This window comes from Nitrospira sp. Nam74, from assembly GCF_965152615.1.
Window position 1 is genome coordinate 2,098,948 of sequence record NZ_OZ224220.1, and the last position, 22,411, is coordinate 2,121,358.

20 protein-coding genes and 1 pseudogene are annotated in these 22,411 nt (G+C 60.4%); 16 read left to right on the forward strand and 5 right to left on the reverse strand.

The window, feature by feature from the left end; translation table 11 throughout:
* The first annotated feature begins 40 nt into the window (after window positions 1–40).
* The 3 genes and pseudogenes from ACWHYZ_RS09960 (at window position 41) to ACWHYZ_RS09970 (ending at window position 4,049) form a co-directional block, all read left to right on the forward strand.
* Entirely contained in the window at window positions 41–1,171 is a 1,131-nt protein-coding gene (locus tag ACWHYZ_RS09960) for an NAD(P)-dependent alcohol dehydrogenase (RefSeq protein WP_447987110.1), read from the forward strand.
* 34 nt (window positions 1,172–1,205) lie between these two features.
* Window positions 1,206–2,707: pseudogene (locus ACWHYZ_RS09965) on the forward strand (aldehyde dehydrogenase family protein).
* A 130-nt stretch (window positions 2,708–2,837) separates the two neighbouring features.
* A complete protein-coding gene (locus ACWHYZ_RS09970) occupies window positions 2,838–4,049 on the forward strand; it encodes a 4-hydroxybenzoate 3-monooxygenase (protein WP_447987111.1) in 1,212 nt (403 codons plus the stop codon).
* Between the two features lie 299 nt (window positions 4,050–4,348).
* Here ACWHYZ_RS09970 and pcaC read toward each other — a convergent pair whose 3' ends face one another.
* The 5 genes from pcaC to pcaH are packed head-to-tail and all read right to left on the reverse strand — an operon-like array spanning window position 4,349 to window position 8,339.
* A complete protein-coding gene (pcaC, locus tag ACWHYZ_RS09975) occupies window positions 4,349–4,753 on the reverse strand; it encodes a 4-carboxymuconolactone decarboxylase (protein ID WP_447987112.1) in 405 nt (134 codons plus the stop codon).
* Window positions 4,740–5,540 carry an alpha/beta fold hydrolase gene (locus tag ACWHYZ_RS09980; RefSeq protein ID WP_447987113.1) on the reverse strand — a complete coding sequence of 267 codons (801 nt, stop codon included), beginning with the start codon at window positions 5,538–5,540 and terminating at the stop codon, window positions 4,740–4,742. The genes pcaC and ACWHYZ_RS09980 overlap by 14 nt, the downstream gene beginning before the upstream one ends.
* The gene (locus ACWHYZ_RS09985) at window positions 5,537–6,925 is read right to left on the reverse strand and encodes a lyase family protein (RefSeq protein WP_447987114.1); all 1,389 of its coding nucleotides are present in this window, start codon (window positions 6,923–6,925) and stop codon (window positions 5,537–5,539) included. Before ACWHYZ_RS09985 ends, ACWHYZ_RS09980 begins: the two co-directional genes overlap by 4 nt.
* The gene (gene pcaG / locus ACWHYZ_RS09990) at window positions 6,891–7,472 is read right to left on the reverse strand and encodes a protocatechuate 3,4-dioxygenase subunit alpha (protein ID WP_447987115.1); all 582 of its coding nucleotides are present in this window, start codon (window positions 7,470–7,472) and stop codon (window positions 6,891–6,893) included. The genes ACWHYZ_RS09985 and pcaG overlap by 35 nt, the downstream gene beginning before the upstream one ends.
* 12 nt (window positions 7,473–7,484) lie before the next feature.
* Window positions 7,485–8,339, reverse strand: a complete 855-nt coding sequence (pcaH, locus tag ACWHYZ_RS09995; protein WP_447987116.1) for a protocatechuate 3,4-dioxygenase subunit beta — start codon at window positions 8,337–8,339, stop codon at window positions 7,485–7,487.
* Window positions 8,340–8,770: 431 nt separating this feature from the next.
* Between pcaH and ACWHYZ_RS10000 the strand changes: the two genes are divergently transcribed.
* The 13 genes from ACWHYZ_RS10000 (at window position 8,771) to ACWHYZ_RS10060 (ending at window position 22,299) form a co-directional block, all read left to right on the forward strand.
* On the forward strand, window positions 8,771–9,712 hold the full coding sequence (locus ACWHYZ_RS10000) for a 3-hydroxyacyl-CoA dehydrogenase NAD-binding domain-containing protein (protein ID WP_447987117.1): 942 nt from the start codon (window positions 8,771–8,773) through the stop codon (window positions 9,710–9,712).
* A 217-nt stretch (window positions 9,713–9,929) separates the two neighbouring features.
* Window positions 9,930–10,349, forward strand: a complete 420-nt coding sequence (locus ACWHYZ_RS10005; protein ID WP_447987118.1) for a hypothetical protein — start codon at window positions 9,930–9,932, stop codon at window positions 10,347–10,349.
* 67 nt (window positions 10,350–10,416) lie between these two features.
* Window positions 10,417–11,565 carry an MlaE family lipid ABC transporter permease subunit gene (locus ACWHYZ_RS10010; protein ID WP_447987119.1) on the forward strand — a complete coding sequence of 383 codons (1,149 nt, stop codon included), beginning with the start codon at window positions 10,417–10,419 and terminating at the stop codon, window positions 11,563–11,565.
* A 4-nt stretch (window positions 11,566–11,569) separates the two neighbouring features.
* Window positions 11,570–12,361 carry an ABC transporter ATP-binding protein gene (locus ACWHYZ_RS10015; protein ID WP_447987120.1) on the forward strand — a complete coding sequence of 264 codons (792 nt, stop codon included), beginning with the start codon at window positions 11,570–11,572 and terminating at the stop codon, window positions 12,359–12,361.
* Window positions 12,358–13,392: an MlaD family protein gene (locus ACWHYZ_RS10020; RefSeq protein WP_447987121.1), complete on the forward strand. Its 1,035-nt coding sequence runs from the start codon at window positions 12,358–12,360 to the stop codon at window positions 13,390–13,392. The genes ACWHYZ_RS10015 and ACWHYZ_RS10020 overlap by 4 nt, the downstream gene beginning before the upstream one ends.
* A 23-nt stretch (window positions 13,393–13,415) precedes the next feature.
* The gene (locus tag ACWHYZ_RS10025) at window positions 13,416–14,027 is read left to right on the forward strand and encodes an ABC-type transport auxiliary lipoprotein family protein (protein ID WP_447987122.1); all 612 of its coding nucleotides are present in this window, start codon (window positions 13,416–13,418) and stop codon (window positions 14,025–14,027) included.
* Between the two features lie 604 nt (window positions 14,028–14,631).
* The gene (locus ACWHYZ_RS10030) at window positions 14,632–15,165 is read left to right on the forward strand and encodes a hypothetical protein (RefSeq protein WP_447987123.1); all 534 of its coding nucleotides are present in this window, start codon (window positions 14,632–14,634) and stop codon (window positions 15,163–15,165) included.
* Window positions 15,166–15,402: 237 nt separating this feature from the next.
* Window positions 15,403–16,245, forward strand: a complete 843-nt coding sequence (locus tag ACWHYZ_RS10035) for a hypothetical protein (protein WP_447987124.1) — start codon at window positions 15,403–15,405, stop codon at window positions 16,243–16,245.
* 497 nt (window positions 16,246–16,742) lie between these two features.
* On the forward strand, window positions 16,743–17,261 hold the full coding sequence (locus tag ACWHYZ_RS10040; protein ID WP_447987125.1) for a hypothetical protein: 519 nt from the start codon (window positions 16,743–16,745) through the stop codon (window positions 17,259–17,261).
* A 229-nt stretch (window positions 17,262–17,490) separates the two neighbouring features.
* Window positions 17,491–17,835: a hypothetical protein gene (locus tag ACWHYZ_RS10045; protein WP_447987126.1), complete on the forward strand. Its 345-nt coding sequence runs from the start codon at window positions 17,491–17,493 to the stop codon at window positions 17,833–17,835.
* Window positions 17,836–17,970: 135 nt separating this feature from the next.
* On the forward strand, window positions 17,971–18,747 hold the full coding sequence (locus tag ACWHYZ_RS10050) for a DUF1269 domain-containing protein (protein ID WP_447987127.1): 777 nt from the start codon (window positions 17,971–17,973) through the stop codon (window positions 18,745–18,747).
* Between the two features lie 247 nt (window positions 18,748–18,994).
* Window positions 18,995–21,412 carry a glycoside hydrolase family 65 protein gene (locus tag ACWHYZ_RS10055; protein WP_447987128.1) on the forward strand — a complete coding sequence of 806 codons (2,418 nt, stop codon included), beginning with the start codon at window positions 18,995–18,997 and terminating at the stop codon, window positions 21,410–21,412.
* Window positions 21,409–22,299, forward strand: coding sequence for a universal stress protein (locus ACWHYZ_RS10060; protein ID WP_447987129.1), 891 nt, complete (start codon window positions 21,409–21,411; stop codon window positions 22,297–22,299). Before ACWHYZ_RS10055 ends, ACWHYZ_RS10060 begins: the two co-directional genes overlap by 4 nt.
* Window positions 22,300–22,411 lie beyond the last annotated feature (112 nt).

Genomic DNA, 22,411 nt, shown 5'->3' on the forward strand with positions numbered 1-22,411 from the left:
ACGGCGACCGTTGTCCTGTGACGAGTGAAAGGAGCCTGAAATGGTAACCGATAAGAAGACGCAGACTCGCGAGATCACAGCGGCGGTGGTCCGCAACAAAGGCGGGCCGTTTCAAATTGAAACGCTCAACCTGGAGGATCCTGGCCCGAATGAGGCGCTGATTCGTATCGTCGCAACCGGCATGTGCCACACTGACATGGTGGCGCGTGATCAGCTGTACGACGTGCCCCTGCCCATCGTTCTCGGTCACGAAGGGGCCGGCGTCGTCGAACGGGTGGGCAACAATGTCAAGAAAGTCGCAGCCGGCGACCATGTTGTGCTGACCTACATGTGGTGTGGCCATTGCGTACCTTGTCTGCGCGGCGATTTGACCTACTGCGCGAATTTCTACGCCTTGAACTTCGGCGGCGCTCGCGAGGACGGCAGTACGGCGACTCATGATAAGCAGGGAGCCGTGCACGATCACTTCTTTGGACAGTCGTCGTTCGGCACCTTTGCCCTGACCCATGAACGGAACGCCGTCAAAGTGTCCAGTCAGGTTCCACTGGATCTGCTCGGGCCGCTCGGCTGCGGTATTCAAACCGGCGCGGGCGCCGTCATGAACGCGTTGAAGGTCAGGCCTGGGAGCAGCTTCGCGACGTTCGGCGGTGGAGCGGTCGGTTTGAGCGCCGTGATGGCCGCGCGCGTGGCCGGTGCGACCACCATCATCGCAGCGGATGTGGTGCCGTCGCGTCTTGCGCTGGCCAAGAAGCTCGGCGCGACCCATGCCGTTAACAGCGGCGAGACCGATCCCGTCGAAGCGGTGCGCACGATCACCGGAGGCGGCGCCGATTTCACGCTCGAATCGAGCGGCAGACCTGCCGTTCTGCGTCAAGCCATCGACGCGCTGGCGATCCGAGGGACGTGCGGGATCGTGGGAGCGCCGGCGCTGGGGACCGAAGCGAGCCTCGATGTGAACGGGGTCATGACGGCGGGCAAGCGGATTATTGGGATCATCGAAGGCGACAGCATGCCGGATCTGTTTATCCCGACTCTCGTGGAACTCTACACACAAGGACGGTTTCCGTTCGACAAGCTGGTCAAATTCTACAGTTTCGATCAGATCAACCAAGCGGCGGAGGACAGCGAGAAAGGCGTCACCATCAAACCGATTGTCCGATCAGCATCATGAGTACCTATATGCAGCGGACGCCAGGAGGATGATCATGACTCAGACACTGTTATCAAACGACATCAGCGCGAAGCCGGTGGCCTACGACGGATTCAACCGCATGCCCTTGGGCAAGTCATGGCGCGAGGGACGGAGCGGGCGGAGCGCGGAAGACGGCGATCCCTACACGAACGAAATTCTCGTCCGCATTCCGCTCGCCGATGAGCGGGACCTGAATGAAGCGTACGGGGCCGCCAAACACGCGCAGCCTGACTGGGCGGCGATGTTGCCCGCAGAACGTGCCACTGTGCTTCGACAAGCCGCGGCGATCATGGAGGCGCGACGGGAGGAGATCATCGGCTGGCTCATTCGTGAATCAGGCAGCACCCGCTTGAAAGCGAACGTCGAATGGGACTCGGCCCACGCCATCATGCTCGAAGCGGCTTCAGTCCCGTACCGAGTACAAGGCCGTATTCTCCCCAGCGACATCGCCGGCAAAGAAAACCGCGTGTACCGGCAGCCGGCGGGGGTCGTCGGCGTGATCAGTCCGTGGAATTTTCCGTTGCACCTCAGCAACCGCTCGGTGGCGCCGGCTCTCGCGGTCGGGAACGCCGTCGTCATCAAGCCGGCCTCGGACACTCCGGTGACGGGCGGGCTCTTGCTCGCGAAGATCTATGAAGAGGCGGGTCTTCCGCCCGGTGTCCTCAGCGTGGTGGTCGGGCCGGGGAGTGTGATCGGGGTGCCTTCGTCCTTCATGCGGTGCCGCGCGTTATTTCGTTCACCGGATCGACGCCCGTCGGGCGACACATTGCCGAACTGGCTTCCAAAAGTCCCATTCTGAAACGAGTGGCCCTTGAACTGGGAGGGAACGGACCCTGCATCATCCTCGACGATGCCGATCTCGATCTGGCCGTCAACGCGGCCGTATTCGGCAAATTCCTTCACCAGGGACAGATTTGCATGATCACAAACCGGCTGATCGTGGATGCCACAATCTATGACCTGTTCGTCGAGCGCTTCTCGGTCCGCGTCCGTCAACTGAAGATCGGCAATCCCAATGACATCGATACGGCGATTGGACCGATCATCAACAAAGCGCAGTTCCAAGGGTTGATCACCCACATTGAGAACGCCCGATCGGCCGGCGCTCGGCAAACGGCAGGCGGAGAGCCGCACGGCCTCGTGTTGCCCCCTCATGTGTTTGCCGATGTCACACCCCAGATGCAAATTGCCCAGGACGAAATGTTCGGGCCGGTGGTCTCCATTATCAAGGTCAACGGCGAAGAAGAAGCGCTCCGCGTCGCGAACGACACAGAGTACGGCTTGTCGAGCGCAGTGTTCACCAGGGATATCGAGCGCGGCGTCCGAGTCGCGCTTCAGGTGAAGGCCGGCATGGCACATGTGAACGATTCGCCCGTGAACGATTTGCCGAACTGTCCGTTCGGCGGCGAGAAGAACAGCGGGCTCGGGCGATTCGGCGGGGACTGGATCATTGATGAGCTGACAACCGATCAGTGGATCAGCGTGCAGCACACGCCTCGACCGTACCCTTTCTGAGAGCCGTCGCTGTCGGTCCCGGGCCGGACGTACAGGCCGGCCCGGGAGAATGTCTCATTACAAGTACATGCGGCGAAGGACTTCTCAGCCCTCTTGGCGGCAACCGAGGCGATTCATCGCGGAGGGTGACATGAATGACAGAGCGACGGTGACGCGGACGCAGGTAGGGATCGTGGGAGGCGGACCGGCCGGCCTGATGCTCTCGCATCTGCTCGCCAAGTCCGGCATCGACTCCATTGTGCTGGAGCAGCGCAGTTACCAGGAGATCTACGAGACCAACCGCGCCGGGATCCTCGAGCCCGGCAGTGTCCGGATGCTCATCGATACCGGCGTGTCCGATCGTGTTCTGACCGACGGCGTCCGCCATGAGGCGGTCAATTTCCGCTTCGACGGCGAGAACCACCGGCTCGACTTCGCGGAGCTCCTGGGCCAGGCCGTGTGGGTGTATCCCCAGACGGAGGTCTGGAAGGACCTCGCGGATGTCCTCGCGCGGGAGGGAGGGGACGTGCGATTTCGGACCAGAGTTACGAGCATCGCCGACGTCACGATGAAGTCTCCAAGCATTCACGTTAGGGACCACGAGGGTCGCAGCGGCCAGATTCAGTGCGAGACCGTGATCGGTGCGGACGGCTCAAAAGGCCTATGCAAGGCAATCGTGCCCAAAGAGCACAGGACGGACTACTTTCACCGGTACCCGTTCGCCTGGTTCGCGATCATGGTGCAATCGCCGCCCAGCGCCAACGAGCTGATCTATACGAACTCCGACCACGGGTTCGCCCTGATTAGCCAGCGAACTGAGTCGCTCCAGCGGCTGTACTTCCAGTGCGATCCGGACGAAGACCCGGACACCTGGAGCGACGACCGGATCTGGATGGAGCTGCGAAGCCGGATGGCGGGAACGGACGGCTTCGAGCTACAGGGCGGCCCCATCCTCGAGAAGAACGTGCTGGGTTTCAACAGCTACGTCCGAGAACCGATGCAGTACGGTCGGATGTTCCTGGCAGGAGACGCGGCCCATGTCGTGCCGCCGACCGGCGCGAAAGGCCTGAATCTCGCCTTAGCCGACGTGAAGGTCCTCCATGAGGCGCTCGAATCGTTCTTCCGGAGCGGGTCGGAGAATTTGCTCGTCGAGTACAGCAACCGGGCGCTCGAGCGAGTCTGGCGAGCGCAGAACTTCTCGTACTGGATGACCGTTATCCTGCACCACTATCCGGACATGGACGCCTTCCAGAGACGTCGGCAACGGGCCGACCTGCACGCCAGGTTCGAATCTCGGGCGGGACGGACGTTCCTGGCCCACTCCTATACCGGCTGGCCGGCCCACGGGCTGGTCGCCGCTTAGCACGGATGTTGAAAAACGCTGCTAGCTTCGTTCTCGCATGGCTCAGGGAGTCAACCTAGACACAAGACTAGGCCTCCGCCGTTAAGACACCGCCTGCTCACCATTTCACGGGCGCGCATAAACTTGGCGCTCTTTATTCATCGCGCGGTGCGCCTCGCTGTGGCCTGCGCCTACCCGTTGCCGAATCGGCAATGAGGGCGCCGGCCTTTTTGAACATCCTGCCCTGGTTTCCCGTTGTCACCGGTGATGCGCTGAGCCGATTGTGCGTACAGGCTCCGAACCTGTATTTCAACAGCGTGCTAGCCTTCGGACTGCCGTTCCTCCCCGAAGACCCGCTGGGCCACCTCGAACGCAGAGTTCGCAGCCGGCACCCCGCAGTAGATGGCGGTCTGCAGAAGTACCTCGCCAATCTCGGCGCGAGTGAGCCCGTTCCGGAGCGCCGCCCGCAGGTGAATCGCAAGCTCGGCGTAATGGCCGTTGGCCACCAATGCCGTGATGGTGATGACGCTACGGGTCTTCCGATCGAGCCCGGGCCTCGTCCAAATGTCTCCCCAAGCGTAGCGCGTGATCAGGTCCTGATAGTCTGCGGTCGTGTCGTCGGCCTCGGCCGTCGCGCGATCCACGTGGTCCTCCCCGAGGACCGCCCGGCGGACCCGCATGCCGTTCTCGTAGATCTCTTGGCTCGTGCGGTCACGCGTCTTCATGGCGTCTCCTTTCCTGTTCAGCGGATCGGAAGAAATCGACCAGCGAGGCGGCGACCGCACCGGGTTGTTCCACCGGGGCGAGGTGCGCCGCCCCAGGAATCGCTCGTGCTGCGCTTTGCCGGACCTGGGCGGCAATGAACCGTGCCTCCGTAGCGCCGACGACCGTATCGTGTTCACCGTAGAGGGCGATCGTCGGCGCTCTGATCCCCGTCAAGTCGTTGCGGAGGTCGGAGGCCGCTAGGGCCTCACAGCAGCGCGCGTAGCTCTCAGCATCCACCGTGGACAGCTCATCCAGCAAGACGTTCGCCAGTTCCGGCTGCTTCTCGAGGAAGCCCGGGGCGAACCACCGCTGTGCCGATCCCTGCCGCATGACGGCCATACCATGGACGCGCACGGTGGCAGCCCGCTCGTGCCAGGCGCTGCTGTCGCCGATCTTTGCGCCGGAGCAGATCACCCCCAGACCCCTCACCCGCCCTGCATGCTGCAGGGCGAGGTGCAGCCCCACCTGACCGCCGAGGGAGTCCCCGGCATGGAACAGCTCCCCGAATCCTGCTCGATCGGCCATCGCGATCACACCCTCGGCCAGGTCCGCGACGCTGAACGGATGGGTGGTCGCCGGAGAGCGGCCGTGTCCGGGCAGGTCCCATGCCAGCAATGTGAACTGCGATGCGAGCAGTGCGGCCGCCCGCTTCCACAACAGGACGGTTGTCCCGAGGGAAGGCCCCAGGAGCAGGGGCGGTCCCCCCGCGCGTCCGAACCGGGTGCCGACGAGCGTGGGCACCGTCATCCCTTCAGCCCATGCGCAGCGAAGTCCTCAAGCACTCGGTCGACGAGATCGTCGGCGGCACCCAGATAGTTCAGAGGGTCGAGGCTCTTGGCGAGGTGCTCGTCCGTGATCGAGGTGAGGGCGGGCTCGGCACGGAGTTGTCGCGCCAGGTTCACCCCATGATCCTGCGCAGCCGCGTCGACCAGTTCCTGGAGCCTCGCCCTCCCGATGAGGGGGCCGAATTCCAGCATGAGACGTTCGGTGACTACCAGCGGCCCGTCCCGGAGCAGATTCATCCGCATCGCGTCCGCATTAACGATCAGGCCCGAGGTGAGCTCGGCCGCCAGGTGCGCTGAGCCCCCGGCCAGGCGGAGGGCTTCCCGGACCGCCGACCATTCGGCGTGCCAAGCGCCGTCCGGCCGCTCGTCGACCGCCACCGCACACTCATGCAGCGTTGCGGCGACTGCGGGGGCGCGACGAGCGGCGGCTTTGATGAGCACGCTCAGCACGGGGTTCCGCTTCTGGGGCATGGCCGAGGAGATACCCCGTCCGCCGGCCCGAGGCTCCTGCACCTCGTCAATCTCGGGGCGTGCGAGCACGACCACATCGCACGCGATCTTGCCGAGGGCGTCGGTCAGCTGTGTGGCCGCATCGCCCACGTCGGTGACGGGCGCGCGCTGGGTGTGCCACGGAATGAGCGCAGGACGGAGCCCGAGCTGGTCGGCGATCGTCTCCCCCATGGCGATCGCGGCCGCTCGCCGTCCGAGTACCGTGAACGACGCGAGCGTGCCTCCTGCCCCGCCCCACTGGACTGGTAGGGCTGTGCGGGTCCGAATCAGCCGCCGGCCGGCTTGCACGACGCCGTGCAGCCAGCCGGCGACTTTGAGGCCAAAGGTAGTTGGGACGCTGTGTTGTGTAAGCGTCCTGGCCACCATGATGGTACGTCGGTGATGATCGGCCAGGGCGGCCAGCGCCGTGCTGATCCGCTGCACATCCTCGAGCACGAGGTCGAGGCCGCCTCGGGCGGTCACCATCAGCGCGGTGTCGAGGATGTCCTGACTGGTCGCTCCGCGATGCACCCATGCGGCCGCGTCCGGATCCCGCGTCGCGACAGCCGCTCGCAACTGCCCCACGAGGGGTATCACTGGGTTGCCGCCGGCGGTGGCATGAGCAGCGAGCTCGGCGGGATCGATCGCCAGTGACCGGGCAGTCGCGCCCGCGGAGGCCGGGACTGACTCGGGGGCGAGCTGCAGCCGGGCGTAGGCCTGGAGCAGCGCGAGCTCGACCTCGACAAGGGCCGAGACGATTGCCTGGTCCGAGGTCGCCGCCGTGATCGGCGCCCCGGCCCAGAACGGGGAGAGCAGCCCGACGTCAGCGGTTCGCAAGTCCACGCGATCGTCTTTCATAAGCCAGGAACACCGTCTCATCCTTGCCTTGCAGGTGGATGTCGTGTCGCAGGACCCGCTCGGCTTCACGGGTGGCCACCAGCGTGGCGAGACGTACTGAGCCGAGGGGAGCGAGCACTGGGTCGGCTGCCAGAAGATGGCGGTGCTCGGGCAGGTAGATACGCGTGTGCAACTTGTGCAGCAGCCCGCGAGCGAAGATCGCGACGGCGATGAAGACGGGGCCGGCCCCCTCCTTCCCCAAGCCCGGCTCGACCGTCGTGAATTGATAGTGTCCAGCCGGATCGGTCGCCGTGCGGCCGAACCCGGTGAAGGTGTACCCGTCCCTCTGCAACGAGCCTGCGACCGCGGGGAGGTGGCCGTGCTCGTCGGCCTGCCAGATCTCGATCAGGGCGTCGGGCACCGGGTCTCCCGCGCCGTCGTAGACGATCCCATGCAATCGAGTAGCGGATGGGTGGCTGCGGTCGACCAGATCCGGGCCGCCGGCATACGGCAGCGCGAAGCCGAAGAAGGGGCCCGCGGTCTGTCCGGGCGTGGGGGCGAAGGTCACGAGGCCTCCTTGCTACCCATTGGTTCCTCTGGTTCCTCGACGCGGCTCTGCCGCAGGCAGCACGATGTCCCACCGGTACCCCAGAGCCCATTGAGGCGCGCTGAGGCCGTGATCGTACCGGGCGATCAGCCGCTCCCGGGCGGCGGGGTCGACGATCGATTGATAGATGGGGTCGAGCGGGAGCAATGGGTCGTCAGGAAAGTACATCTGTGTGACGAGGCGCTGCGTCCAGGTCTCTCCGAAGATCGAGAAATGAATGTGTGCCGGCCGCCAGGCGTTTCGATGATTGTGCCAGGGATAGGCGCCGGGCTTGATGGTCTGGAACCGATAGGTTCCGTCGGCGTCGGTGAGGCACCGTCCCACCCCTGTGAAGTTCTCGTCCAGGGGCGCTGGATGCGAGTCCCCCTGGTGGACGTACCGGCCTGCGGCATTCGCCTGCCAGATCTCAATGAGCCGATGTGGGATTGGACGGCCCTCCTCGTCGAGGACGCGGCCGGCGACGATGATCCGTTCCCCCAGCGGCTCGCCGACGTGCTGCCTGGTCAAGTCGCTCTCTTCCGGGCTGACCTCGTGGGACCCGAAGATGGGCGAGGTGAGCTCGATCGTCTCGGGATCGACAAGGTGCGGCGCGTGCCAGGGATATCGCCGCACGCTGCTGCGATACGGAGCGAAGTCGAGCTCCGGGTGGTATCGTGCCTCGCCGCTGGCTCGGCGTTCCTGGCCCTGCCGGTGCCAAGCCTCGATCTCCGCCGAGATGTCGTCTTGTGTCGGCCCGAGGTTATCCATGGCTGGGGCCGGATGGTCCCGAGGCTGTGGCGTGACCGTGGCGCCTTCCCTCAGACCCGATGGCTCGCCGTCTGGCCGCATCGGCTCGTTACTCCCGTCGTCATCCCGAAGAGGTCGGACCTGGAACCCGCTCTACATACTCGTTGCCGTACCGGATGAGCATCGTCTGGGGGATGAATTGCATGTGGGGGCAGGCTGAACGCCCCTGTCAGGCCTTCCTGAGTACTGGTCCAGCCGGGGAATTGCAGACGACGTCAGCGACAGGGGCAGGCGACTTCGTAGTGCGAGGTGAGACAGCCACGATCCGGATTTGTAGCGGCCATATTCGTCCCATTGCTGATAGCGCTCTTTCTCGCCGCTGGTCAATGATAACACCCGCGATAACAGTCGCGACGCTCGACCGTGGCCGACGTCGAACGAAAAAGTCATCAGGGACGTGCTCGGCCTAGGCGATGACGCCCGCTCGTGACTGTTGCGGGCTGGGCCAAGACCCTGTCCTCCCTCTCGGAGCCATGATGAGAGAGATCCGCACGATCGGTATCGTCTCCACCGGTGTGATCGGAGCCGGCTGGACGACCTACTTCCTCTCGCGTGGCTTCGACGTGGTCGCGACAGGGCGATCGGCCGGGGCCGAGGTGAGGCTTCGCGCTCGGGTGGCAGAGCAGTGGCGAGACGTCGAGGGGATGGGTCTGGCGGAAGGCGCGTCCCAGGCTCGTCTGCGCTTCGTCTCATCGCTGCCCGACGCCATCCGGGAGGCCGATTTCATCCAGGAGAACGGGCCCGAGCGGCTCGAAACCAAGCGCGCGATGATTGCGGCGATCGACGAGGCGGCACGGCCGGACGCCATCATCGCCAGCAGCTCGTCGGGTATCCCGATCAGCGAGGTGCAGTCGAGCTGCCGGCACCCGGCGCGCGTGCTCATCGGTCATCCATTCAACCCGCCCCATCTGATCCCGCTGGTCGAGGTAGTCGGGGGAAAGGCCACCTCCGCGGAGTCCGTCGAATCCGCCATGTGGTTCTACGGGGCGATCGGCAAGCGTCCGATCCGAGTCCGCAAGGAGATCAAGGGGCATATCGCCAACCGCCTGCAAGCGGCGCTCCGGCGGGAGGCCTACGGTCTCGTGGCACACGGCGTGGCGACCGTCGCCGATATCGACGTGGCCATCGCTCATGGTCCGGGCCTGAGGTGGTCGCTGCTCGGCCCCTTCCTCGTCCAGCACCTTGCGGGAGGTCGGGGAGGAATCTCGCATCACCTTGACCATCTCGGTCCTGCGATGGACGCCTGGTGGCAGGACCTGTATCAGACACGCTTAACGGCGGAGCTGAAGGAGAGGATCGTCGCCGGGGTCACGGACATGCTCGAGGGCTTGGACGTGGAGTCCACGGCCCGCGAGGCCCGCCATGCGTTGATCGAGCTCATGCAGCTCAAGGAGCGGTCGAAGCACCTGCCGTGAGTTAGCTCCGGTCACCGGCAAAGCAGCCCAACCACGGCTTCGCTCCCTACGGTCAGTTCTTCGCACAAAGGTAGAAATGGTCGGCGTCGGACTCCTTTTTTGTTTTTTGATCGAGAGTCACATGTCTCTCTCGGGCGCGCATACGCAGTGACCGATCATCCGTCGCTGAGCGCATGTTCAGAGAGGTTGTAAAGAAACCGACGGAAATGGTGGCGTGATGAAGAGCCTTAGGAAAGCAGCGATGCTGTTCACTGTGGCATGGCTTGCGGCCATCCTTGTCGGCTGTGGGGCATTGCACACCCATCCTGGTTCGACGATCGTTCCCATTTTCTCCTTCGACAAGGTGGCCGGAAAATGGGAAGGGCTGAGCAAACACGTACCGGACATGCATAAGCATGCTTGGGTTAGGTTGAATGTTGAAGAGAACGGAACGTTTACGGTGGTGAGTAATGAAGGCCGTGCAATCTTATTGGGAGCCGGCACCCTCACGCTCATAGAAGGTCACCTTTTCGGAAAGACGTCCAGGGGAAAGGGAACCTTTACACTGCACGACAGATCCGGCAAGGGCGTATTAGTGGTTGAAGCGGCCTTGAATGACGGCAATCACTATTATGTTGAATTGACGCGGGCCGGATAGCGAACACGCGTTCTTTTGATCGGCAGGCAAGCGCTCTAATACAACACGAGAACAGGGGCCTTGCATCATGACTCCGGCCGCGGTCGCTCAAGAAGGCGGTGCACTTCATGCCCGAGTCGCGGGCGATACTGCCACTCTGACGCTCATCCTATCGGGGCGTTTAGATATGAGCACGACCGGAAGCTTGTGGCGGGAAGCTCGGGGCATACTGCAAGGATCCCACCCGATCCATGTCGTCATCGATGCATCGGGAGTGTCCTATTGTGATGGAGCGGGTGTCGCCTTGATCATCAAGCTTCGTCAACATCAAACGAGTACAGGCGGCGATCTGGCGATTCATGGGTTACAGGAGAGATTCATGCGCCTCCTCGACACCTATGGAGAGCCGGCAATAGAACCAGCGACAGGACGTCGCCGCGCATCTCTGTCGATCATCGAACAGGTGGGGCGAGCGGCACTCCAAGTTTGGCACGACGTGAAGGTCCTGCTGGAGTTTGCCGGTGAACTGGCGATGGAACTCCTCCATGCCGCTCGCCATCCGCGTTCGATTCGGTGGTCCGATGCGTGGCTCACGACAGAACAGGCCGGAGTCGATGGGCTGCCGATCATTGCCCTGGTTGGGTTTCTCCTCGGACTGATCTTGGCCTTTGAGGCCGGGATGGCCATGCGGCGGTTTGGCGCCGAGATTTTCGTCGCTAACCTTCTCGGCATATCGATGCTCCGAGAGTTGGGGCCGCTGCTCACGGCCATTATCCTGGCAGGTCGGACCGGTTCGGCGTTCGCGGCCGAGCTCGGCACGATGAAGGTCGGGGAAGAATTTGATGCGCTGATCACCATGGGTCTCCAGCCGGTTCGATTTCTCGTCCTACCACGGGTGATGGCAGCCGTGGCCATGACGCCGCTTCTAACCGTCTTCGCGAATCTCTTCGGCTTGATCGGAGGCGCGGTCGTCATGCAGTCAATGGGATTTCCACTGGTTACCTATATCAACCAGATTCAGTCCGCCGTGCAGATGAAGGATTTTCTCCTGGGGCTGTTCAAATCCTTGGTCTACGGCGTCGTCGTGGCGGCAATTGGTTGCTTGCGTGGCTTGGAGACGACGACAGGCGCGAGTGCGGTCGGGCAGTCGACCACAAGCGCCGTGGTGAGCGGAATTATATTGATCGCCATTGTGGACGGCGTCTTTGCGGTCGTCGTGAACGCCTTGAGGCTGTAGGACTGTGACGGATACGCGGCCAAGCGAGAGGCCTATCGTTCAAGTGCAGCACCTCACGGCCGGCTACCCTGGCACGGTCGTGATCGACGACATTTCTTTCGACGTCTATCGCGGCGAAGTGTTGGTCATTGCGGGCCGCTCGGGGAGCGGGAAGAGCACATTACTGAAGCATATGATCGGCCTTTACCAACCTCTGGCCGGCCACGTTCTCATTGCCGGAAACGACATCGTCATGTCCTATGGAGAGCAACGCAGGAAGATTCTGAAAAGGATTGGCGTCGCGTACCAAAGGGGGGCCCTCTTCGGTTCCATGACCCTGTTGGAAAACGTCCGGCTGCCTTTGGATGAGTACACCGACCTCCCGCCCGATGCCATGGATTTGATCGTGCGCATGAAGCTCAAATTGGTCGGTTTGGAACCCTTCATGGAGTATATGCCGTCCGAGATCAGCGGAGGCATGCAAAAGCGCGCGGCTATCGCGCGCGCCATGGCGCTTGACCCGGAAATTCTTTTTCTGGATGAGCCGTCCGCGGGGCTCGATCCCATTACCTCCGCGGAACTCGACCAATTGATTTTGGGCCTCGTCCGCAATGTCAGGATTACGTTTGTCGTCGTCACGCATGAGTTGCCCAGTATCTATACCATTGCCGATCGCGTGATCATGTTGGACGGACAGGTCAAGAAGATCGTGGCGACCGGGCGGCCGCAGGAGCTGCGCGATAAGTCTCCCACTCCATGGGTGCGGCAATTCTTCAATCGCGAAGTCCAGTTCGGAGACTACGGGGTAAACGGATGAGCGCCAAGGCGGATTATTTCAAGATCGGGGCTTTCATCCTCTCGGCACTGGCCGTTACGGTCATCGCGATCGTGATGCTGGGTGGGGGAAAGTGGTTTAGGAAACATGTCGTATATTGGGAAAGCTATTTTGATGAATCGGTCCAGGGTCTCGCCGTGGGCGCGCCGATCAAGTATCGCGGCGTTCAGGTCGGCACGGTTGACGACATTGCCTTCGTAGGCGATGAATATGGCTCGAAGATGAACAAAGAAGATCTGTTGCGCTACGGTCGCTATGTGGTCGTCCGTGGTTCCGCGACCGACCTGGCGCCGCATCTTGCCGAGGAAGAAAAGAAGGCAGCGCGGTTGAGCAAGATCACCGCCGGTCTCCGGGTTCGGCTGGCGTCGCAAGGCGTGACCGGAGTGGTGTACCTGGAGGCGGATTATCTCGATCCAAAGGAATACCCGGTGATGGAGCCTCCCTGGAAGCCTCGGCATGAGTATGTGCCGTCCGCGCCCAGTACTGCGAGCCTGTTGGGTGCCGCCCTCCATAATATCGCCAGAACCCTGGAAAAGGCCGACATTGACAAGGTGACCCGTGATCTCGATACGCTCCTGCTCGATGCGACGACGTTAGTCAAGGAGACAAACCTGCAGCAGTTGACGAATGAGGCAGAGCACATGTTGTCTGAGTTTCAAGAGACGGCACGGCAGGCGCGGAGGCTTCTGGACAACCCGGAGTTCGGACCCATGATGTCCGATGCGGCGGCGACGGTCCTACAGACGAGGCACGTCCTGGACGACCTGTCGCAGGCCTCGAAACAGATCAAGAGCGGATCTGGAGCATTTCCCGATACCCTTAGCCGTTTGGACCGGACCGTGCAGCGAATAGACAGGATTGTTTCGAACAAAGGGCGGGACTTCGAAGAGACACTTGAGAATATGCGACTGATCTCAGAGAACCTTCGAGAATTAACCGACAATGCGAAACGCTATCCGGCCCAGGTATTCTTCGGCGAACCTCCGCCGCGTGCGGGGTCGACAAGGCGGTGAATCGTTCGAGATTGAAGGGATCGGTGATATGGACAGGCGTCGCCCTTCTTGCATTCGGCGGATGTGTCAACCTGAGTACGAACTACCCCGAAAAACACTATTATGCGCTCGAGGCGCCACGGGACGACGGCGCGTTCAGCCCAGTTTCTCACGCGCTCCTGAAGGTGCGCAAATTCCGCATCTCCCCTTCCTTCGAAGGAAAGGAATTCGTCTACCGCATCAGCGATGCACGATATGAAGCGGACTTTTACAATGAGTGGTTTGTCTCGCCGAATGCCATGCTGACGCAGCAGGTGCTGAACTGGCTGACAGAAGCCAATTTGTTTCAATATGTGATGGATTCAGCGGGCCCATTGCGTGCGACCCATAGCCTGGAAGGAAACGTGACCGCGCTGTATGGAGATTACCGTTCGACTCCATCGAAGGCGGTTCTGAGTCTGCAGGTCTTTCTCGTCCATGAGTCTTCGAGTCCCGCAGATATCCTCTTGCACCAGGAGTATCGGCAAGAAGTGGAGGTCGTGGAGAAGTCCCCCGAGGCGCTGGTCAATGGGTGGAATGCAGCTCTTCGATTGATCTTGACCGCCCTCGGCGAGGATCTCAACAGAACGCTTCGAGAAGCAGCGCAGCGCCGGTAATCGACATCAATCTCGTTCATTGCTATACCCGCTGATCATCCCCCGGAATACAACTACTCCGTGCCCGAAGTGCTGAAGAGCGCGATCTCTTTGCATTTCGCTGTCTCACAGGTTTGCTTTTCCGATCTTCACGGCCATCCGGTTGCCGGCGTTCCTATTCGTCTGAGGAAGATGAGGGCAATAGGTTTACATCGTTCCACGCCTCATGCTGATTCATCGCATAAGCAGTCGGCGTTAACCTTCGCACTTACGCAGCCATAACCGGCACGCAGAGAGCCGGTGTACGCATTGTCTAATGCTCGTTCGTGATGGACGGGATGTAAACTTCCACTGCGCACCGGCACGTGAAGAATAGCCCTCCGGATGGCGCTTCCGATGTTCCACTGGTCATCACAGAGTGATGAACGGGTGAGGACCCTGCGAGGCTCACAGAACCTTACCTGAACATCAAGCAAGGCTCTCACAGGAGAGCCAACGAAGTACCGGGGCGTAGGGTCGTTTTGCGCACGATCCGGGAGACTGAAGCGATGCACGAACCGGTGGACTATTGAGATAGAGGGCGCTGAGTGCGGCACTTTTGCAAGATCATGCGGAGGAGATGATCATGCTCGTTCTAATATTGAGTACGCTTGCAGCTGTCTCGCTGTTCACCCACACGGGACTATTCGACCATGTCGGCCGAGCTGAGGCAAAGACTATTGAAGCGGGCGAGGCCACAGCGAGCTGGAGCGGAAAAGGCGTGATCGATGAGCTCGGGGATGGTGAACGGGCCTTTAGTGGCGTGATAACCGGGACGATGTTTATTCGGCATCCGCAAGGCCAGGGACCGGCCCAGATCCATGCGGCCAAAATAGAATGCCAAACCGTGGCGCGTTTGACGCAGGATAAGAAAGAGCAACAGACCGCTCTCTGCGTGATCACGGCACACGAGGGCAAAGATACCGCGTATGGAGAAATGCGCTGCATCGGAAAGAAGGATGACTGCCAAGGTGAATATACCTTCACCTGGGGAAGCGGCGCGTTCAAGGGTATCACGGGGACGACGCCCTTCGTCGGCGGCATCAATATCGAGCGGAAAGAAGAAGGTCGGATATACGGCTATGCCGCATGGCCTCGCTTGACGTATTCGTTGCCCTAAACATTCAACGGCTTTTTAACGATCCAGGTTCGTCGCGCCGGAAGCTGTTGGATGCGAAGGGACTGGTCGGCATCGATCCCGAACCGTACCGCCGACAAAGAGAGGAGGTGAGATGTGCTCGTTTCCTCACTGCAATCGGTCAAGAGCAGAAGAGAAAGTCAGAAACGGTGGCGGACTGAATTAACAGTCTACACCGAACGGTTGTTAGCCTATCCTAGAGTTAAAGGAGGAAGTCCCATGACGACCATCAACGCGAGGCAAGCCTTCAGCCTGCTTGCAGTGTTCGGTCTTCTCTCTGCAGGGGCAGCATTCGCTCAGCGCAATCTTGAACCGGCGGGGAGTGAAGGGGGGATACCGAAGAACTATAAAACGCTTCCTGTTCCGCGTGGGCCGCTTGAATCAACGGAGAAAAACGGCATTGTGGGTAAGACGGTGAAGGACAAGCAAGGGAAGGAACTCGGCACCTTGGAAAAGGTGATTGTGGATACCGGCACCGGGAGAATCGAAGCGGGGGTGATCGGATATACGACTGCCAACAACACACTCGCTCTGCTTCCCGTCTCATGGAGGGATATGAAGATCGATCCCAAGAGCGGTGAAGTGAGCGTGATGAGGACGAGTGAAGAACTTCTTCCTGAGACGGTTAGTCGTGATACGAAGGATATCTCTCCTGACGTTCAGGCGCTCGTAAAGGATATGCAGCAGCAGATTGCTCAGGAGCCCCAACAGGAGATGAAGATAGAAGTCACGATGAAAGACAAAGAGTTTCATGTCCAAGGACACACGTTTCCCGGCGTTCTGACGTCGATCATCATTCGCAATCGGGATAACGTGACGCACGGGTTTAGCTCCAATCTCTTTAAACAAGTTCGGGTTCGGAAAGAGGGCGAGGCTGAAGAGGTAACCACGAAGCAGGGAACGAAGTCCTTCCATGTCGACCCAGGAAAGGTGGTCACGCTCTATTTCACCAAGGGCCGGGGCGGCGAAGGTGAGACCATACAATATCCATTCTGGTGCGATATCCATGGCAACATGAAGGACGAATTTCTCGTCGTCGAAACAAATGCCTTCGGAGTCTGAACCTGCTTGCAGCAGCTCATCATGAACGGTACATGACGCGAAGGTTGGAGGAGGGTCATTGGGGAGTCCGCAACAGCCAGACTCCCCATGACTGTAGTTCACCTCCATCGCGCGCCACTTTCATCCCCGCCGAGAGAAGACAGATCAGGGGGGAGAACGCCATGGCACAACGTCTGTCGGCTGAATACCCGATGATCTCGACTCCTTATGGTGATTCGAGCGGATGCCCTTGAACGGTCAGTGGCGCGGCGGACGCAACGGGCGCATCTCGGAAGATCGCCTCTCATGCCAATCGCCCAAGATGAAATGTTTGGACGGTGGTCTCTATTGATCAACTGATCAATTGGATCCAATTGGATATGCGTGCAGCATACGCCGCGCAGTCTTCGGCAGTGGGCAGATGGCGGTGGCGTACTGAGGCACGGGAGTTCAAAGGGAAGGCTCTATACCCTGCGATAGATCACACGGCGCCCATCAAACTTATGAAAGGAGACATCATGTCCACACGCCGGCAACAGGTGCTCGTACTCGCATTGATCGGAACCGTTATCATCCTTGCTCCTCAGATTTCTGCGGCGACCGAGACAGAAGGGCCGCCACGGGGTCATTTGAAAATCTCGGGTGTGGTCGTCGAAAAGGCTGGAACCCTCGCAGTAAATGGTCCGGGTGGAGCTACGTACCAGCTCAATCCGAACGTCTCCCAACGCCATGGGCATGAACCCCCCAAAGAGGGTGATGAAGTTACCATATTATTAAATACAAACAACGCGGTCATCGATCTCCACCCGAAAGGCCAGGAAGGAATACATCGTTTCGTGACGGGCAAGTTGATCTATGTCGGCAGAATGAAGCCAGAGATCAAGCTCGCGACATCAGACGGCGAGAGAGTGTTTCCAATTGAGCGCCAGGAGATTAAAACGGGTGATTTTCCAGAGGGTTCCTTGGTGACCGCAGAACTCAATGAGGCAGGTGTCCTGATCGATCTGCACCGGGCGAGCGGCAATGACAAACATTAACGGATGCAAAATGGCCACGGTATTGTCCACTCCGTTCAAACCGGCTCAAATGAGGAGAGCAAGATGAAGATTGCTTTGATTGACGCGACGGATTTTGTTGGGTCATCGATTTTGCAGGTGTGTTGAATCGTGGCCATGAGGTCACCGCCATTGTACGGCATCCAGAAAAAGTAGAACTACATGCCAGGCTGTATTCTCAGAGAAAGGTGATGTTGACCACGAAGATGAGGTGGCTCGTTTGGTGGCGCGCCATGATGTCATCATCTTGGAAATCAAGCCGGGTGTCGAGCCGGTAGATACCTCGGAGTTTCCGATGGAGTGGAAGCAGGGAGCGCTCGCCACCCGTGAAGCCTTCAACATGCTGTGTCAGGAGCTATCCCTCGAATGGTCCTACCTCTCCCTAGGCCGATCGCTTCCCGGGCCGGCGGACAGGAAGTTCCGGTTCGATATGGATCAGCTGCCGAAGGATGTCAACGGACACAGCCGCATTTTCGGGCGCGGATTGCGACACGGCGATGATCGACGAAGTAGAACCTCCGACGCATATCGGCAGCGCTTTCCGGTGGGTTGTTAAAAACTGCCTGTCGTACAACTTGCCGAAGCCGACCGTGGCATCGGATCGACATGCTGAGCATCACCGCCGCATGAACGCCAGATAGTTCGCGGGAGAAGGAGCCATCATTCATCTCTCATCGGAAAGGGCTAAACCATGGAAAAGATCATTGTGGTCGTCTTCGATACTGAGGAGAACGCCTACGACGGACGACTGGCCCTCATGCGGTTGGATGCCGAGGGCAGCATAGCCGTCCATGCCATGGCCGTGGTCACAAAGGGTTCGGATGGGGCCGTCAGTAAAAAACAACCGGACGACCTCGCGCCATTGGGAATGGTGTCGGGCGCGTTGTTGGGCAGTCTGATCGGTGTCCTTAGCGGCCCTGCCGGCTGGGCCGCCGGCGCTCTTACGGGTGGTTTTATCGGCGCCATCGCAGACCTGGAGGATTCCGGCATCAGTCCCGAGTTCGTGGACGAGATTTCGAAACTCCTCACTCCGGGTAAGACGGCACTGCTGGCTGAAGTCTATGAGCCATGGGTCACACCGATCGATACCGAAATGGAGAAACTCGGCGGCATCGTCTTGCGGAATGCCTGGGCCGAATATGTCAATGCCCGGCAGGAATTGACGATCGCTGCCAAGAAGGCCGAAATCGCGAAGCTGGAGGCGGAACGGGCGGAGGCCGGTGCAGAGCGCAAGGCAAAGCTGCAGGCCAGGATCGATGAGCTGAAAGGCAAGATGGAGAGTGCGATCAAACAGGCCAATGAAAAGGCCGAAACGGCCAAGCGGGAGCGTGATGCAAAGGTGAAAGCGCTGCAAGACAAAGCCGCCAAAGCCCAAGTTGACAAGAAGGGCAGGTATGACGAGTGGGTGGCGAATATCCGCGCCGAATACGAGGGGCGGGTCAAGAAACTGGCAAAAGCCTTCAGTTGAGGAACGGCTTTACGGTGAGCCAGGTCTCGCTCCTCAACGAGGAGACTGCAAAGGTCTGTCCTGCCGTATGGGGCCGGCGGCATGAGCCTTGATGGGCTGCAGACCCGGTTCCGATAAGCGTGAACGCCATGAGCACCCTCGCCGCCAGGCAGGTCCGTTCACCGCTGAGTCACTTTCTCACTCCATGGCTGGAGACGGTTTCTGCCGCTCGCTCGAATCGATGAGAGGGATGTGAAGGAGCATGTCGATGAAGGGAAACAAGCCCATCGTTCAGTCACCCGCTCGGGCTGAAGTAGGATTACAGCCGTCTGCTCACCTGCTTTCGGTCGATGCTGCACTCACCATCGATCCACACTGGGCGCTGATAGAAGAGGGATATTCGCCGGCGCGGGAGCATGAAATTGAATCGATCATGACGGTCGCGAATGGTTATGTGGGGACACGAGGTTCACTCGCCGAAGGCGTGGCCCTCTCGTCTCCGGCGACGTTCCTGGCCGGTGTATTCGATGCCGGGAATGAATCAGCGGCCTCCCTCGAACTGGTGACGCTGCCCGACTGGACTCAGCTTCGAATTATCGTAGAGCGAATTCCACTTTCGTTGGAAGACGGGGAAATCCTGGATCATCGACGGGTCCTCGATCTTCGTCACGGTGTTCTCGCTCGTCTATGGCGGCACCGAGATCGTACCGGCCGAGTGACGACTCTGCAATTCGTTCGTAGGGCTTCCCTCCACGACCGTCATCTCCTGCTGCAATCCGTGATCATCCGACCTGAAAATTACACCGGCGTCATCTCCATCGAGGCTTCAACTGAAGCGCCAGGCGGAAAGATACCGTGGGTTCCAAAGGCGGAGGACGAGGTCGCCATGATCCTAGGCACCACGGGAAGGGGAACGACGATCGCGACGGCGCATCGGAGCACGGTTCTCGGCGAGAAGGGAGAACGGGTGGCACGAGCGAGCGAGGTCCAGGGGGCACGACTCGTAGAACGCTGGACGTGCTCGGCGTCCATAGGCGAGGTCACCCGTTTTGCTCGGCGAGTCGCAGTCTATTCCTCACGGGATACGAAGGAGCCGACGAACGCCGCTCGGCAACAGCTGCGCGACGAGCGGAACGAAGGGATGGACGGAGCCATTCTGCGCCATACTCACGCATGGAAAGAACGCTGGCAAGATACCGGACTAACCGTAGTCGGCGACGACATGGCTCAACGCGCCCTGCGCTTTGCCGCCTACCATCTCATCAGCGTCGTGAATCCGAATGATGAGCGCACGTCCATCGGTGCGCGAGGCCTTACCGGCGCCGTGTATAAAGGGCACGTGTTCTGGGATACCGAAATTTATCTGCTGCCGTTCTACACGTTCACCGATCCGCCGGCCGCTCGAGCCCTGCTGATGTATCGCTTTCATACCTTGCCGGCTGCGCGGGATAAGGCCCGGCGGCTCGGATATCAGGGGGCGCTGTATGCGTGGGAGTCGGCCGACACCGGTGAAGACGTCACACCGGATTCGGCGGTCGCACCGGACGGTCGGGTGGTTCAGATTTTGACCGGAGCACAAGAACATCATATCAGCGCCGATATTGCCTATGCCGTGTGGCAGTATTGGCAGGCCACGGCCGACGAAGCTTTCTTGCTCAAGGCAGGAGCGGAGATCCTGATCGAGACGGCTCGGTTTTGGGCGACTCGCGGTCGCCTGGAGTCGGATGGACGGTATCGTATCCGCAAGGTCATCGGTCCCGACGAATACCACGAAACCATTGATGACAACGCCTTTACCAATGTAATGGCGCAATGGAATCTGGAACGTGCCGCCGACATCGTGGAATGGCTTCGCACGGAACGGCCTGATGAGTGGCATGGGATCGCTGATCGCTTGCAGGTCCAACCTGATGCGCCTGAGCTCTGGCGGCGAATTGCCGGAGCGATGGTGACCGGACTCGACGCGCGTACTCATCTCTTTGAACAATTCGCCGGCTTCTTTCAACTGGACGAGGTCGATCTCGATACGTATCGGGCCAGGACACTCCCCATCGATATCATTCTCGGATACGAGCGGACCCAACAATCGCAAGTGGTGAAGCAGGCAGACGTGATCGCCCTCAGCGCCTTATTGTGGGATCGCTTCCCCTATGCAGTCCATGAGGCGAACTTTCGGTACTATGAGCCGCGGACGGCTCATGGCAGTTCATTGAGCCCGTCCATACATGCGTTGGTTGCCGCGCGGCTGGGGGATACCGAATTGGCGGCGCAGTATTTTGGCCAGGCGGCAGAGATGGACTTAGCCGATCACATGGGGAATGCGGCGGGAGGGGTTCACATGGCCAACCTTGGCGGGCTGTGGCAGGCGGCCGTCTTCGGCATCGCAGGCATCAGTCTTCGGGACGATGGCCTGATCATTGACCCGCATCTTCCGACGACGTGGAATGAGTGGTCATTCCGGCTACAGTGGAGGGGTCGGAAATTAGCGATTGCGATCAATCGCCGGCCAGGGCAGGTAACCGTCGATCTTCAGACGGGCGGCCCCATGACGATCGAACTGGCCGGCGGGATGGTCATACAACTCGAGCCGGAGGGTCGTTACACTGCCAGCCGCCTGGGATCCCGCTGGGGCGAGTGGAAGGTATCGAAGGGTGAACGCCACGCTGAACACGAGGGTGAGTCGTGAACTACCAATATACATCGCTGAAGGCAGACTCTGAATCATGGAGTCTCCAGACATGGCAAGCATCGACGGTCATTGTGCCGCTTGATGGATCAGTCCAGGCGCTCGATGCGTTGCCTGTTGCGCGCGCGCTCGCGAAGGTGACCGATTCCGGCATCCGTCTCCTGCATATTCCCCCCGACAGTCTCACCACCAGGGAGATGTGTGACAAGCTGAAGCTCACGCCCGAGCACTTGTCGGGCTGTATTCTGGAGCAACAGACCGGCTACCCGGCGACGGCGATCATTCAAGAGGCGGAAAAGTGGCACAGTGGTCTGATCGTGATGTGCCCCTATACCGGGGCGAAGGCTGAAAGCGGTTTAGGGAGTACCGCATACGGTATCCTGACGAACACGCCATGCGCGATCGTCCTGGTTCCACCGGGACGGGGTCAAGGCCCTTGGTCGCTCCGACACCTGCTCCTGCCTCATGACGGCACGCCGAGAAGCGCGATCGCCATTCGCCCGATGGCGGATCTCGCCCGCCGCTCCAACGCCCGTGTGACGGTTCTCCATGTGGCGAGCGCTGCTGCCAGGCCGTCTGAGGAACCGGGAACGTTTGAGGCGCCCCGCTATCTGGATCAGCCGCAGCATGAATGGCCGGCATGGGGTCGGGAGTTTCTCCACCGTGCGTGGGCCGCAGGACAACCGCCGTCCGAGGTGACGCTGCAAACGGTGTTCTGTACCGAGGGTATCGGCGAAGCGATCATGCGGTTTGCTTCCGAGCACGAGACTGATCTCATCGCCCTGGCATGGCGCTGTCGCCTCGATCCGCAGAGAGCCTTGACCATACGGAGCATCATTCGACACGCGCGGTGTCCGGCATTGATTTACCCGGTCCGCGGACATTAAACAACGAGGGGAAGGTATTACCGTAACGTATACCGTTCGACGTCATCGAGGGAAGCAGTGACTCTACGTCTCCTGAAAGCAGTACAAAGTTGGAAGCCTTTTTCAACATCTC